This window comes from Cellulomonas sp. P2_B4 (assembly GCF_056404795.1).
On the sequence record NZ_JBFUDI010000005.1, the window covers coordinates 224,847 to 238,790 of the forward strand.

Annotated in this window: 15 protein-coding genes; 12 read left to right on the forward strand and 3 right to left on the reverse strand. The window is 73.3% G+C overall.

The genetic code is table 11. The annotated features are described in order from the left end of the window. Positions 1 to 149: 149 nt before the first annotated feature. On the reverse strand, positions 150 to 1,598 hold the full coding sequence (gene purB, locus AC1DZC_RS10405; RefSeq protein WP_477043190.1) for an adenylosuccinate lyase: 1,449 nt from the start codon (positions 1,596 to 1,598) through the stop codon (positions 150 to 152). Positions 1,599 to 1,703: 105 nt separating this feature from the next. Here purB and AC1DZC_RS10410 point away from each other — a divergent pair, with 105 nt between their 5' ends. The 7 genes from AC1DZC_RS10410 to AC1DZC_RS10440 all read left to right on the forward strand — a co-directional run bounded on the left by AC1DZC_RS10410 (position 1,704) and on the right by AC1DZC_RS10440 (position 7,362). Beyond that, positions 1,704 to 2,405 carry a DUF4129 domain-containing protein gene (locus AC1DZC_RS10410; RefSeq protein ID WP_477043191.1) on the forward strand — a complete coding sequence of 234 codons (702 nt, stop codon included), beginning with the start codon at positions 1,704 to 1,706 and terminating at the stop codon, positions 2,403 to 2,405. Further along, the gene (locus AC1DZC_RS10415) at positions 2,402 to 2,875 is read left to right on the forward strand and encodes a hypothetical protein (protein ID WP_477043192.1); all 474 of its coding nucleotides are present in this window, start codon (positions 2,402 to 2,404) and stop codon (positions 2,873 to 2,875) included. Before AC1DZC_RS10410 ends, AC1DZC_RS10415 begins: the two co-directional genes overlap by 4 nt. Continuing rightward, the gene (locus AC1DZC_RS10420) at positions 2,872 to 3,846 is read left to right on the forward strand and encodes an AAA family ATPase (RefSeq protein WP_477037520.1); all 975 of its coding nucleotides are present in this window, start codon (positions 2,872 to 2,874) and stop codon (positions 3,844 to 3,846) included. Before AC1DZC_RS10415 ends, AC1DZC_RS10420 begins: the two co-directional genes overlap by 4 nt. A gap of 2 nt (positions 3,847 to 3,848) precedes the next feature. After that, positions 3,849 to 5,123 carry a DUF58 domain-containing protein gene (locus AC1DZC_RS10425; protein ID WP_477043193.1) on the forward strand — a complete coding sequence of 425 codons (1,275 nt, stop codon included), beginning with the start codon at positions 3,849 to 3,851 and terminating at the stop codon, positions 5,121 to 5,123. Continuing rightward, on the forward strand, positions 5,120 to 5,674 hold the full coding sequence (locus AC1DZC_RS10430; RefSeq protein ID WP_477043194.1) for a hypothetical protein: 555 nt from the start codon (positions 5,120 to 5,122) through the stop codon (positions 5,672 to 5,674). Before AC1DZC_RS10425 ends, AC1DZC_RS10430 begins: the two co-directional genes overlap by 4 nt. Before the next feature lie 78 nt (positions 5,675 to 5,752). Continuing rightward, positions 5,753 to 5,986 (forward strand): hypothetical protein, encoded by a 234-nt coding sequence (locus AC1DZC_RS10435; protein ID WP_477043195.1) that lies wholly within the window; start codon positions 5,753 to 5,755, stop codon positions 5,984 to 5,986. Continuing rightward, positions 5,983 to 7,362: a hypothetical protein gene (locus AC1DZC_RS10440; RefSeq protein ID WP_477043196.1), complete on the forward strand. Its 1,380-nt coding sequence runs from the start codon at positions 5,983 to 5,985 to the stop codon at positions 7,360 to 7,362. Before AC1DZC_RS10435 ends, AC1DZC_RS10440 begins: the two co-directional genes overlap by 4 nt. Here the strand turns inward: AC1DZC_RS10440 and AC1DZC_RS10445 are convergent. After that, a complete protein-coding gene (locus AC1DZC_RS10445) occupies positions 7,356 to 7,775 on the reverse strand; it encodes a phage holin family protein (RefSeq protein WP_477037515.1) in 420 nt (139 codons plus the stop codon). The genes AC1DZC_RS10440 and AC1DZC_RS10445 overlap by 7 nt on opposite strands. A 92-nt stretch (positions 7,776 to 7,867) precedes the next feature. On the opposite strand from AC1DZC_RS10445, the gene hisC reads away from it, so the two are divergent. The 5 genes from hisC (at position 7,868) to AC1DZC_RS10470 (ending at position 13,552) form a co-directional block, all read left to right on the forward strand. Further along, the gene (gene hisC / locus AC1DZC_RS10450; protein WP_477043197.1) at positions 7,868 to 8,935 is read left to right on the forward strand and encodes a histidinol-phosphate transaminase; all 1,068 of its coding nucleotides are present in this window, start codon (positions 7,868 to 7,870) and stop codon (positions 8,933 to 8,935) included. A 204-nt stretch (positions 8,936 to 9,139) separates the two neighbouring features. Beyond that, positions 9,140 to 10,285 (forward strand): pyruvate dehydrogenase (acetyl-transferring) E1 component subunit alpha, encoded by a 1,146-nt coding sequence (gene pdhA, locus AC1DZC_RS10455; protein ID WP_477043198.1) that lies wholly within the window; start codon positions 9,140 to 9,142, stop codon positions 10,283 to 10,285. Beyond that, positions 10,282 to 11,304 (forward strand): alpha-ketoacid dehydrogenase subunit beta, encoded by a 1,023-nt coding sequence (locus AC1DZC_RS10460; RefSeq protein WP_477037512.1) that lies wholly within the window; start codon positions 10,282 to 10,284, stop codon positions 11,302 to 11,304. The genes pdhA and AC1DZC_RS10460 overlap by 4 nt, the downstream gene beginning before the upstream one ends. 21 nt (positions 11,305 to 11,325) lie before the next feature. Then, positions 11,326 to 12,846: a dihydrolipoamide acetyltransferase family protein gene (locus AC1DZC_RS10465; RefSeq protein WP_477043199.1), complete on the forward strand. Its 1,521-nt coding sequence runs from the start codon at positions 11,326 to 11,328 to the stop codon at positions 12,844 to 12,846. Positions 12,847 to 12,865: 19 nt separating this feature from the next. Further along, the gene (locus tag AC1DZC_RS10470) at positions 12,866 to 13,552 is read left to right on the forward strand and encodes a hypothetical protein (protein WP_477043200.1); all 687 of its coding nucleotides are present in this window, start codon (positions 12,866 to 12,868) and stop codon (positions 13,550 to 13,552) included. Between the two features lies 1 nt (position 13,553). On the opposite strand, the gene AC1DZC_RS10475 is transcribed toward AC1DZC_RS10470, so the two are convergent. Beyond that, complete coding sequence (locus AC1DZC_RS10475; RefSeq protein WP_477043201.1) at positions 13,554 to 13,943, reverse strand: hypothetical protein; 390 nt, start codon at positions 13,941 to 13,943, stop codon at positions 13,554 to 13,556. Between the last annotated feature and the right edge of the window lies 1 nt (position 13,944).

Below are 13,944 nucleotides of genomic sequence, written 5' to 3' on the forward strand. Positions count from 1 at the left end.
AGACAGGTCCCGTCAGGACGCTCCGGAGATCGACCCATCCGCGTCCGTCCGGCTCTCGACGGTTCTCGCCATGGTCGCCGCAAACGTCGGTCGCGGTGCGGTGCACGTCGCGGGCGACGTGGACGTCGGCGACATCGCGCCCTGACGGGTCAGGCGTCGAGGTACGTCTCCACGAGTTCCGCCGCGATGCCCGTGTAGGACGCCGGCGTCAGCTCGACGAGCCGCGCCGCGACGCCGTCGGGAAGCCCGAGACCGCCGATGAACTCCCGCATGTCGTCGGCGGTGAGGCGACGACCCCGCGTCAGCTCCTTGAGCCGCTCGTACGGGTTCTCCATGCCGGTGACACCCGCGACGGAGGCCGCACGCATGGCGGACTGGACGGGCTCGCCGAGGACCTCCCAGTTCTCGTCGAGCTCGCGCGCCAGCAGCTCGCGGTCCACCGAGAGTGCCCGCAGGCCGCGGGCGACGTTGTCGATGGCGAGCAGCGAGTGCCCGAACGCCGGCCCGATGTTGCGCTGGGTCGTCGAGTCGGTCAGGTCGCGCTGGAGCCGGCTCGTCACCAGCGTCGAGGCCAGGGTGTCCAGGAGTGCCGACGAGAGCTCGAGGTTGGCCTCGGCGTTCTCGAACCGGATCGGGTTGACCTTGTGCGGCATGGTCGAGGAGCCCGTCGCGCCGGCCACCGGGATCTGGATGAAGACGCCGCGCGAGATGTAGGTCCAGACGTCGGTGGCCAGGTTGTGCAGCACCCGGTTGAACCGCGCGACGTCGGCGTACAGCTCGGCCTGCCAGTCGTGCGACTCGATCTGCGTGGTCAGCGGGTTCCAGGTGAGGCCGAGGTGCTCGACGAAGGACTTGGACACGGCGGCCCAGTCGGCACCCGGAACCGCGACGACGTGCGCGCCGAACGTGCCGGTCGCGCCGTTGAGCTTGCCGAGGTACTCGTCGGCCGCGATCCGCTTGAGCTGCCGGTCGAGCCGGTGCGCGAGGACGGCGAGCTCCTTGCCGAGCGTCGTCGGCGTGGCCGGCTGCCCGTGCGTGAGGGCGAGCAGAGGCTGGGACGCTTCCTCGCGCGCGAGCTCGGCGACCTGGTCGACCAGCGCCCGGGCCCGGGGCAGCCACTCCTGCGTGACCGCGCCGCGGACCATGAGCGCGTACGACAGGTTGTTGATGTCCTCGCTGGTGCAGGCGAAGTGCACGAGCTCGCCGACGCCCTGCAGCGGGGAGTCCGCCGGTGCGTCCGCGAGCCGCTTCTTGAGGAAGTACTCGACGGCCTTCACGTCGTGCACGGTCACGCGCTCGATCTCGGCCAGCTCGGCGACCTCGTCGGGCCCGAACGTCTCGACGATGGTGCGCAGGTAGACCTTGTCCTCGCCGGACAGCGTGGGCGCGCCCGGCACGACGCCGTTCGTCGTCAGGTGGATCAGCCACTCGACCTCGACGTGCACGCGCTCGCGGTTCAGCGCGGCCTCGCTCAGGTGGTCGACGAGCGGCGCGACCGCGGACCGGTAGCGCCCGTCCAGCGGTCCGAGCGCGATCGGCGGCGTGACATCGGCAAGCCGCACGCGCGCAGGGACGTCGGAACCGTTCGGGGTGGCCATGCACCCATCATCCCAGAGCCTGTGGCGTCGTCGCTGAAGAGTCCGTCGGAGTCAGTAGCCTGTCCGGATCCCAGCCGCCCGTCCGTCCGTCGAGCAAGGAGCCAGGTGACGCCCGCCCGCAAGCCCGGACCCGTGCTCCTGGTCGGTGCGCTCGTCGCGGTCGCGGTGCTGATGGCGGCGCTGGCCGGGCCGTGGGACGTCGCGCACCGGAACCTGCCGGACGCCGAGATCCCGGTGGTCGACGTGCCCACGCAGGCGCAGACCCAGGCGCCGCAGCCGAGCACGACCGCGGGGCCCGAGATGATGCCCATCGAGCAGGAGCGCTGGATCATCCTGGTGCTGCTGACCGCGCTCGGTGTGCTGGCGGTCGTCGTCCTCGCCCTGGTGTTCCGCAAGATCGCGCAGAAGCTGCGCGAGCGCGCGGTGGGCAAGGACCGCGACGCGGCCGACCCGGACATCGGGCTGGAGGGTGACGTCGTCGACGTCGCGACCGCGGCGATGCGGGAGGGCGCGCAGCACGCCGCGCAGGTGCTCGAGCAGGAGGTCCCGCCCGGCGATGCGGTGATCGCCGCATGGGTGGCCCTGGAGTCGTCGGCGGAGAAGAGCGGCATCCACCGCGACCGCGCGCAGACCGCGACGGAGTTCACGCTCGAGGTCCTGCAGAGCACGCACGCGGACCCGGTGGCCGCGCAGCGGCTGCTCGACCTCTACCTGGCCGCGCGGTACAGCGAGCACCGGCTCACGCAGGAGGACGTGAACAGCGCGAGGACGAGTCTCGCGGCGATCGCCGAGGGGCTGGCGTCGTGAAGGACTGGAGGCCGTGGGTCGCGGGGGTCCTGGCGGCCGCACTCGGATGGATGGCGGGGCTCGCGGCCGTGACGTCGGCGTTCGTCGGGGTCGCGGCGGTCGCCGGGGTCCTCGTGCTCACGCGTTTCGACGTGCGGCCCGACCCCGGGTTCGACCGGAAGCGGCACGACCGGCGGCACGGCGCCCGCGGCGAGGTGCAGGAGCTGGCGTGGGCGATGGTGGCGCGCGACGGACGGGCCAGCGAGCGCATGCTGCGCCGGGTGCGCGAGCTCTCGAGGAGCCGGCTCGCGCGCCACGGGCTCGACATCGACGACGACGCGGACGCACCGGCGATCGAGGAGCTCGTCGGCACCAGGGCCTTCCGTACGCTCACGCGCAGCGGCTCGCCGCACCCGAAGATGTCCGAGATCACGCAGGCCGTCGACGCGCTGGACCGGATCGGCACCACGAGGAAGAGCGGGGACACATGACCGAGACACTGACCGTCGCGCAGGTGGCCGAGAAGGGCGGGGCGATCCTCGACGAGGTCGCGACGCTCGTCGTCGGCATGCGCGACCCGCTGAAGGCCGCGCTCGCGGCCGTGCTGGCCGGCGGGCACGTGCTCTTCGAGGACGTGCCGGGGCTGGGCAAGACGCTGGCCGCGCGCAGCCTGGCGACCGCGCTCGGGCTGACGTTCCGCCGGGTGCAGTGCACGCCGGACCTGCTGCCGTCGGACATCACGGGGTCGAGCGTCTTCGACCCCGCGTCGTCCAGCTTCACGTTCCGGCCGGGCCCGGTGTTCGCGGGGCTCCTTCTTGCCGACGAGATCAACCGGACCGCCCCGAAGACGCAGTCGGCTCTGCTCGAGGCCATGGCCGAGCGGCAGGTGACCGTGGACGGGACGACGTATCCGCTGGCGGCCCCGTTCCACGTGGTCGCGACCTCCAACCCCGTCGAGTACGAGGGCACGTACCCGCTGCCGGAGGCGCAGCTCGACCGGTTCATGGTGCGGCTCGCCGTCGGGTACCCGGTGCGCGACGACGAGGTCGACGTGCTGTCGAGGCGGCTCGCACGACGCACGGAGGTCGGGACGGTCCGCACGATCGTCGACTCCCAGACCCTGCTCGCCATGCAGGCCGGCGTCGAGGCCGTCAACGTCGAGGGCGACATCCTGCGCTACTGCGTCGACCTGGCGGCGGCCACCCGCGAGCACGACGCGGTCGAGGTGGGGGCGTCGCCGCGCGGGTCGCAGGCGCTCGTGCTCGTCGCGCGGTCGCTCGCGGTGCTCAACGGGCGGGACTTCGTGACGCCCGAGGACGTCAAGGCGGTCGCGGTGCCGGCCCTGGCTCACCGGCTCTCCCTGACGCCGCAGGCGTGGGCGACGGGCGCGGCGCCGGAGGGTGTCGTGACCGACGTGCTGCGGCGGGTCGCGGGTCCGACGACGACGCGGCGCTCGGCCTGACCATGGAGTGGACCCGCTCCAGCACGGCGGTGGTCGGGGTCGCCGTCGGCCTCGCGCTCCTCGCCGTCGGAGCGTTCGCCGGGCGGCCGGACGTGGCCGTGCTCGGCGCCGCCCCCGTGGTCGCGGGGTTCTGGGACTGGCGACGACGACCGTCGACCGGGCCGTCGGTGCACGTCGAGCCGTCCTCGGACGTGCCGACGCCGGGAGCCCTGCAGGTCGAGGCCGTCATCAGCTCGCCCAGCGACGCGGTCGTCGTCGGGGTCCGACGAAGACTGCGGGACATCGCCGAGGTCCTCGTGGCCGTCGACGGCACGCGCACGCTGCCGATCACCGTGCACACGGTCCGCACCGGTCCGCAGGAGGTCGCGGTCGTGGACGTGCAGGGCGTCGGGCCGGGTGCCGCGAGCGTGTCGGAGGCGTCCGCGCCCTCGTCGCGGACCGCGCTCGTCCTGCCCTCGACCCGGCCGCTCGGCGACCTCCCGCTGCCGCCCCGACTGCGCGGGCTGACCGGCGCGCACGAGTCCCGACGACCCGGCGAGGGCGGCGGCCTGCGCGACGTGCACCCGTACGCGCCCGGCGACCGGCTGCGCCGCATCGACTGGCGCGTGACCGCCCGTCGCGCCCCCGACCTGCACGAGCTCTACGTCCGCCGGGAGCACGCGCTCGCCGAGGCGGTCGTGATGCTCGTCGTCGACTCGCGCGACGAGGTCGGCCCCGACCCGATGACGTGGCGCGGCTCGATCCAGCCGCGACCGCAGGACCCCACCTCGCTCGACCTCGCCCGGCAGGCGGCGGCGTCCGTCGCCTCGGGGTTCCTCGGTCTGGGCGACCGGGTGGGTCTCGACGACCTCGGCATCGTGCGCCGGCCGCTCCCGCCCGGTGGCGGGCGCCGGCAGCTCTCCCGGATCCGGCACGCGCTCGCGCTCACCCATCCCGAGGGCGACCCGCCGCGCCGGCTGCGGCCGCCGCAGATCCCGTCGGGAGCGCTCGTCTTCGTCTTCTCCACGTTCCTCGACGACGAGGCCGCGCAGGTGGCCGCGATCTGGCGACGCGCCGGGCACCGGGTGGTCGCGGTCGACGTCCTGCCGACCGTCCGCGAGCTGCACCTGGCCGACCGGGAGCGGCTCGCGCTGCGGCTGATCCGGATCGCGCGCGAGGACCGCCTGGCGGGCCTGGCGGACCAGGACGTCGAGCTGGTGGCCTGGCGCGATGCACCGTCGGTGGCGCTGGCCGGGCTGGCACGGCGGACGCACCGGCGGGCGGGGGCGTCGCGATGAGGATCCCGTTCCTGCCGCCCCGTTCGTCGCGCGAGGTCGTCGTCCCGACCGGCCCGAGCATCCCGGCCCTCGTGGTCCGGCTCGCGCTCGGCGTGCTCGGGCTGGCGACGCTCACCGTGTCGTTCGTCGGCCCTGGGCCCGGCGCCCACCGTCTGGTGGCGGCCGCGCTGTTCGCGCTCGTCGTGGCGGTCGTGCTGCGGCCGGAGGTCGGGCTGGTCGGGCTCGTCGTCGGGATCGCCGGCGTGCGCGTGCTGCTCTTCGACCCGCCGTCGCTGGCAGCGGTGCTGGCGCTCGTCGTGCTGGTGCACCTGACCCTGTGGACCGCGACGCTCGCCACTCGGACCACGTGGCGGGCGTCGATCGAGTGGGCCGTGATCGGGCGGGGACTGCGTGAGGTGGCGGTCGTCCAGGTGTTCGTGCTGTCGCTCGCCGTGGTCGCGACGGTGCTGGTCAGCCCGTTGGGCATCGCCGACGTCTGGCGGGCGGTCGCGGCGATCGGCGCGATGGCGTTGACCGTGCTGGTGCTCCCGAAGGTCCCGGCGGGGCCCTGAGCCGCCCACAGCCCCGTCCTGTCGGCCGTACCGCCGCCGGCCCGTCTCCGTCGCGACCTCCCGCCTAGCGTCGATCGCATGGTGACGGCGGCGCTGAGATCGGCGAGCTACGAGGTGGAGGAGGCGCGGCGTGCGCTCGTCCGCGCGACGACCGTGACCTGGTCGTCCACGGCCGCCGACCGCTACCGGCGCGCGGTCGACGAGGCCGCGGCAGGAGTCCGCCAGGTCGCGCGGCTGCTCGAGGACGCGGTCGTGGCGGTCGCGACGACGGAGGCCCGCTGCGTGGCGCCCACCACCTGGCGGGGCCGTTGAGCGACGGGTACCGGCTGATCGGGACGCCGACCGTCGCAGACCTCGAGGAGCTCGCCCAGGCGTGCCGGATCCTCGAGGCCACCGCCCAGCGCCTCTCGACCGCGGGCCACGACCTGGCCGGCGGGCTCGGGCTCGACCGGGCGGTCTCGGCCGCCAACCACGCGGCGCACGAGTCGATCAAGGCCGCCCAACGGGGCGCATGGGCCGCGGCCGACGACGTGCGCGCGCTCGCGGCACGGCTGCGGCGCGCGATCGCGAGCTACGCCGACGCCGAGTCGACGGTCGAGGGTGCGGTCCGGTCGACGGTCGTCCTGGCGGCGAGCGCCGCGGCCGAGTCGCTCACCTTCGGCCCGTTGCTGGGGCTGGGTGCCGCCGGGGCGATGGCGGTCGCCGAGCTCGTCGACCCGTCCGTGCTCGCCGACGAGCGGGCGTCGACCGCGATGCTCGGCGCCGCGTCCTTCATGCGCGCCCTGAAGCCCGGGCTCCAGGTCGTCACGCTCGACCCCGTGCCGTCGGCCGCACGCGACCTGGACGCTCTGCTCGGGCCGGCCGGTCCCACGGCGACCGTCCCGGTACCCAACCCTCCGCGGCTGCCGGTGCCGCGCACCGTGGCGGACGTGCTCGCGAACGTCGGCCGCAGCTACGACGGGTCCACCTCCGCCGGGGTCGAGGGCACCCGTAAGGGCGTGATCACCGTGCAGCAGCTGACCCATCCCGACGGCACGCGCGCCTGGGTGATCGAGGTCCCGGGGACCGAGGACTGGCGCCCCGGCTCGTCGACGCCCCTGGACCTGACCACGAACCTGCGTCTCATGGGCGCGCTACCCGACGACATGAGCACCGCCGTCGTGCACGCGATGCGGGCCGCGGGGATCGGCGCCGACGAGCCCGTCATGCTCGCCGGGCACAGCCAGGGCGGCATGGCAGCGCTCGCCGCGGCGGCGCTCGTGGCGCCCGTGTACGCGGTCAAGGCCGTGGTCACCGCCGGGTCACCGGACATCCCGCAAGCGGTGCCGCCCGGCGTCCACGTGCGCCGCTACGTGCACGACGAGGACCTGGTCCCGCAGCTCGACGGAGCCGGCGACCGGCACTCGTCGCACGAGACCGTCGTCCGTCGGGACCTGGGCCGGACCGGTGGCCCGCGGGACGCGACGCCGTCCGAGGCGCACCGGGCGGAGCTCTACGCCGAGACCGCCGGGCAGGCGCAGGCCGCGCTGGCGGACGACCCGTTCATGAAGCCGTTCGACGACGCCGCGGCCGGCGTGCTCGGTCCGCCCGGCACCACCGCCGTCACCCTGCAGTTCGAGGCGACGCGCGACCCGCAGGTCGTGGCCTCGATCCAGCCGACGATCCGGCCGGCGCCCGGGTCTCAGTAGTTGTAGGTGCTGCTGCTCTGGATCTGCTGGCCCTGCGGGCGCGGGCCGGGGATCAGGACCGAGAGGACGAGGCTGACGATCGAGACGATGATCGCGGCCCAGCACGCGGTGCCGAAGTTCGCGATCCGCAGGCCCCAGCCGGTCGCCTCCGTGATCCAGGCGGTGAGCATGAGCATCAGCGCGTTCACGATGATGGAGAACAGGCCGAGCGTGAGGATGTAGAGCGGGATCGACAGGAACGCGACGATCGGCTTCACGATCGCGTTCACGATCCCGAAGACCAGCGCGACGAGCAGGATGATCCCGAGCTGCTGCCAGCCGGTGTCGGCGCCGACGATCGACAGACCGGGCAGGACGAGCTGCGCGAACCAGATCGCGACGCCGTTGATGAGTACGCGCAGGACGAAGGCCATGCGTCGATCCTGCCATCGGTCGGCCCGTGTCTGCTCGATGGTCGCCAGCCCGTCCACCGTGGATCGGACCCAGGCAATGGCATGCTGTGCGCGTGAGTCGCGTCCCGCTTCGCCAGGCCCTCGCCGATCTCCCGCCCTACGTGCCGGGGGCTCGCGTCCCGGTCGGAGCGGCGGCGTACAAGCTGTCGTCGAACGAGAACCCGTTCCCACCGCTGCCGTCGGTGCTCATGGCGATCTCGGACGCCGCGGCGGACGTGAACCGCTATCCCGACATGTACGCGACCGAGCTGGTCGGCGCGATCGCGGAGTCCCTCGGCGTCGCCCCGGAGAACGTCGTCACCGGCTGCGGGTCGGTCGCCGTGCTGGGCCACGTGCTCGCCGCGGTCTGCGAGCCCGGCGACGAGGTCGTCCTGCCGTGGCGCTCGTTCGAGGCGTACCCGATCGCGATCACGCTCGCGGGCGGGGTCGGCGTGCGGGTGCCGGTCGGCGACGACGGGCGCCTCGACCTCGAGGCGATGGCCGCGGCCGTCACGCCGCGGACCAAGGTCGTGCTGGTCTGCACGCCGAACAACCCGACGGGTCCGGCGGTGCGCGCCGACGAGCTGGCCACGTTCGTCGACGCGGTGCCGAGCGACGTGCTCATCGTCCTGGACGAGGCCTACGTCGAGTTCGTCCGCGACCGGCAGGTCGCCGACGGGCTCGCCGTGTTCGCTGAGCACCGCAACGTCGTCCTGCTGCGGACGTTCTCCAAGGCCTACGGCCTGGCCGGCCTGCGCGTCGGCTACGCGGTCGCACGGCCTCGCCTTGCCGCGGGGATCCGGGTGGCGTCGACGCCGTTCGGCGTCTCGCACGTCGGTCAGCTGGCCGCGCTCGCCTCGTTGCGGGCCGGGCGCGAGCTGCTGGCTCGCGTCGACCAGATCGTCGCCGAGCGGTCCAGGATGCTCGCCGGTCTGCGCAGGCAGGGCTGGGCCGTGCCCGACAGCGAGGCCAACTTCGTGTGGCTGGCGCTGGGGGACCAGGCGTCGGCGTTCGCCGAGGGTGCGGGCCGGTCCGGGGTGCTCGTCCGGCCGTTCGCCGGTGACGGTGTCCGCGTCAGCGTCGGCGAGCCGGAGGCCACCGAGCTGCTCCTCGAGGTCACGGCGGCCTGGCTCGCCCGCTGAGCCGTGAGCGCCGGCACCGTCCGGTGACCGTCGGAGGGGCTCTCGTCGCCGAGCCTCTCTGTGGCGACTCCACAACCGACCGTGCTGACACTCTGTCGGCACAACCTACGGTTCCGTAGGCTACGGTGTCGTAGGTTACGAGCCAGGCGCTCGAGCCCGACCCATCCGAGCGGCCCCCCACCGCTGCACGCGAAGGAGAACCGCGTGGCCCCGAACGGCCCTGTCACCGAGGACGGACTCGTCCAGCTGCTGACCCCCGCCGGCCAGCGCACGGCCCATCCCGACTACGACTCCCGTGTGGCGCACCTGGACGCCGAGGCCCTGCGTGGCTTCTACCGCGACATGGTGCTGGTCCGCCGGTTCGACAACGAGGCCACCTCCCTGCAGCGTCAGGGCGAGCTGGCCCTGTACGCGCAGAGCCTCGGGCAGGAGGCGGCGCAGATCGGTTCGGGTCGCGCGCTGGCGAAGCACGACCAGGTCTTCCCGAGCTACCGCGAGCACGGCGTGGCGCACACCCGCGGCGTCGACCTCTCGGACCTCCTGCGGCTGTTCCGCGGCATCGACCACGGCGGCTGGGACTCCGAGAAGCTCGGCTTCCACCTGTACACGCTGGTCATCGGCTCACACACGCTGCACGCCACGGGCTACGCGATGGGCCTGCAGCGCGACGGCGCGGTCGGCACGGGCGACCCGGACCGGGACTCGGCGGTCGTCGTGTACTTCGGGGACGGGTCGACCTCGCAGGGCGACGTCAACGAGGCCCTCGTCTTCGCGGCCGTGAACAACGCCCCGGTCGTGTTCTTCTGCCAGAACAACCAGTGGGCCATCTCCGAGCCGACGACCAAGCAGTCCCGCGTCCCGCTGGCCGACCGCGGCAAGGGCTTCGGCATCCCGAGCGTCCGGGTCGACGGCAACGACGTGCTGGCGTCCTACGCGGTCACCGCCGAGGCGCTCGAGCGGGCCCGCAGCGGCGGCGGCCCCACGTTCATCGAGGCGTTCACGTACCGCATGGGCGCGCACACCACCTCCGACGACCCGAGCCGGTACCGCTCGGCCGCGGAGGAGGAGTACTGGCGTCAGCGCGACCCGATCGATCGCCTGCGCACGCACCTGGAGGAGCGCGACGAGCTGCCCGCGGCCTTCGTCGCCAGGCTCGACGACGACGCCGCCGAGCTGGGCGAGCGCCTTCGTGCGACCGTGAAGGGGATGGGCCGCCCGTCGGCCGCGTCGATGTTCGAGCACGTCTACTCCGCGCCGCACTCGGTGGTCGAGGCCGAGCGCGCCTGGTTCGAGCAGTACGAGGCGTCGTTCATGGACGCCAGCCACTCCGGCGAGGGGAGCCACCGATGAACGCGCCCGTACAGACGAGCCCCGCCACCGGCGTGCAGACGCTCACGATGGCCAAGGCGATCAACCTGGGCCTGCGCCGGTCGCTGGAGTCGAGCCCCAAGGTGCTCCTCATGGGCGAGGACATCGGGGCCCTCGGCGGCGTCTTCCGGATCACCGACGGCCTGCAGAAGGACTTCGGCGGCGACCGCGTCGTGGACACCCCGCTGGCGGAGTCGGGCATCGTCGGCACCGCGATCGGCCTGGCCCTGCGCGGCTACCGGCCCGTGTGCGAGATCCAGTTCGACGGCTTCATCTTCCCGGCGTTCGACCAGATCACCACGCAGCTGGCCAAGATGCACTACCGCTCCCGCGGCCGCCTGAACCTCCCGGTCGTCATCCGCGTGCCGTACGGCGGTGGCATCGGCGCGATCGAGCACCACAGCGAGTCGCCGGAGGCGTTGTTCGCGCACACGGCCGGCCTGCGCGTGGTCAGCCCGTCGAGCCCCGCCGAGGCGTTCACGATGATCCAGCAGGCGATCGCGTCGCCGGACCCGGTGCTCTTCTTCGAGCCCAAGGGTCGGTACTGGGAGAAGGGCCCGGTCGACCTCGACGCCGCGCTCGGCGCCCCGCACCCCGGCCTGGACACGGCCAAGGTGCTGCGCCAGGGCACCGACGTCACGCTCGTCGCGTACGGCCCGACCGTCCAGACCGCGCTCAAGGCCGCCGAGGTCGCGGGCGCCGAGGGCACGTCGATCGAGGTCGTCGACCTGCGCGCGCTCTCCCCGCTCGACACCGCGACCGTCGCGACGTCGGTCAAGAAGACCGGCCGCTGCGTCGTCGTCCACGAGGCCCCCGTGCTCTACGGCACCGGCGCCGAGGTGGCCGCGCGGATCGCCGAGGACTGCTTCTACCACCTGCAGGCTCCGGTGCTCCGGGTCGGCGGGTTCCACGCTCCGTACCCCGTCGCCAAGATCGAGCACGACTACCTGCCCGGGCTGGACCGAGTCCTCGACGCCGTGGACCGTTCGCTCGCCTTCTAGTCCCCTGAGGAGCTTCCCCAAGTGCCGACCTACCAGCAGTTTCCGCTCCCCGACGCCGGTGAGGGTCTGACCGAGGCCGAGATCGTCGCGTGGCACGTGGCCGTCGGCGACGAGGTCACGGTCAACCAGACGATCGTCGAGATCGAGACCGCCAAGTCGCTCGTGGACCTGCCGAGCCCCTGGTCGGGCGTCGTCACGCGACTCCTGGTCCAGCCCGGGCAGACCGTCGACGTGGGCACCCCGATCATCGAGGTCGACACCGACCCGGCCGGCACGCCCGCCGACGACGGGGCGGAGCTCCCGCAGTCCCGGGCGAGGATCGCCGACGAGGGAAGTGGCGGTGCCATCGAGCACGGGCACCGCGGGCGTCCCAACCGGCACCAGGGCGTGGAGCCCGGTGGTTCCGACGAGATCGAGGCGGCTCGTGCGGGCCGCGCGGGCGAGCCGGTGGCGGCGCCGGTCGCCTCGTCGGAGCCCGAGGAGTCGGAACCTGCGGAGGCCGAACCCGAGGAGTCGGAACCCGAGAAGGTCGAGGCGCCCACCGAGCGCAAGGCCGTTCTCGTCGGCTACGGCGTGGCCGAGGCCGGCGCCGCGCGTCGCGAACGCGTGGTCAACGGAGGGGCGCAGGGCAACCGCCCGCACGCGCTGGCCAAGCCGCCGGTCCGCAAGCTGGCCCGCGAGCTGGGCGTCGACCTCGACTCGGTCTCCCCGACCGGCCCCGGCGGGATCGTCACGCGTGAGGACGTGCTCGGCCGGGCCGCCCAGGCGGAGGCCCGGACCCTGGCGACCTACCCCGGCGACGACGCCCCCTGGCTGGCCAGCGGCACGGTCTCGCCGGACGGCCGCCAGACGCGCGTCCCGGTGAAGTCGGTGCGCAAGCGGACCGCCGAGGCGATGGTCGCCAGCGCGTTCAGCGCGCCGCACGTCACGGTGTTCCACACGATCGACGTCACCGCCACGATGAAGCTCGTCGAGCGCCTGCGCAACGACCGCGAGTTCACCGACGTCCGCGTGACCCCGCTGCTGATCGCCGCCAAGGCGCTCATGCTCGCGGTGCGTCGGCACCCGGAGATCAACGGCTCCTGGGACGAGCAGTCGCAGGAGATCGTCTACAAGCACTACATCAACCTCGGGATCGCGGCGGCGACCCCCCGCGGGCTCGTCGTGCCGAACATCAAGGACGCGCACCGGCTGAGCCTCAAGGAGCTGGCGATCTCGCTGGCGGAGCTGACCGGCACCGCGCGGGCCGGCCGCACCACCCCCGCCGACATGTCCGACGGCACGATCACGATCACCAACGTCGGGGTGTTCGGGATCGACACCGGCACGCCGATCCTCAACCCGGGCGAGGCGGCGATCCTCGCGTTCGGGGCGATCCGTGAGCAGCCGTGGGTGCACAAGGGCAAGATCAAGATCCGCCATGTCACGCAGCTCGCGCTGAGCTTCGACCACCGGCTGGTCGACGGCGAGCTGGGGTCGCGCGTGCTGGCGGACGTCGCGCGCGTGCTGCACGACCCGGCACAGGGTCTCGTCTGGGGATGACGTGTGACAGGCTCCGCGCATGAATGGCGTGCGTACCCTGACGGCCCTCGACGAGCTCGCGCTCGCGCGCGTGGGCTACGAGCGCGGCTTCGTGCTGGGGCCGGACCTCGGGTCGACCGCCGCGCACCGGTACCGGGTCGACGCGCGCAGCAGTCTCGTGGCCGACGGACTGGTGCTGATCGAGACGACCTCGGACCCGTCCGGCGCCGTGCTGTCGTACCGGTTCCTCGACACCAACCGGGTGCCGCTGAGCGTCCGTGACCTGCGCCGATTCCGCATCCTGGTCAAGGTGGCCGACGCCGACGCACCGCCCTTCGCGCTCCTGACCGACCCCGTCGAGATCCCGGAGATCGTGCCCCGGGACCTCGCCGACCTGCGCGTCGACGCCCTCGACAACGACCTGAAGGACGGGGTCGACTTCTCGGTCACCGGTGCCAGCCAGGCCACCGGCGACGACTGCATCGTGTTCGAGGCCCGCCCTGACTCGTTCGTCGTGTCGTACCGGGAGGGCGGCGTGGCGAACGTCCTGTTCAGCTCAGGGTCGATCGCGCAGGCGCGGGCCGTGTTCCTCGACGAGGCGTGCTGGCTCGGCGCGGAGCGGGGACGCGGGTCCTACCTGGGCCGCTCGCAGGCCGTCGGCACCGAGGACTGGACCCCCGCGCAGGTGGTCGCGGCCTACGAGCGCAGGCTGCTCGGCGACGACTGAGTCAGGCGGTCCGGGGGCGCCGTTCGACGAGGATCGCCGCGATGCCCAGCACGATCGCCCCGAACTCGGAGATCGCCGCGAGCCACACCGGGATGCCCTCCCACCGCTCGTGCACCTCGAAGAACCCGCCGGGGGTCGTCGAGATGATGAACGCGGTGAGCGTCAGGACGCCGAAACCGATCGCGCCCAGCAGCGGCAGCCAGTGGTGCCAGACCAGGACCAGCACGCCGAGCACGATGCCGCCGACGCCGTTGAGCAGGAACGCGGGTCCGACCACGTCGAGGTTCTTCATGCCGTTCGCCCACAGGTCCAGGTGCACGACCGCCGACAGCATCAGGCACGCGCACAGGAGCGCGCGCAGGACGTCCGACGTGGTCCGCCGCGTGTCCACG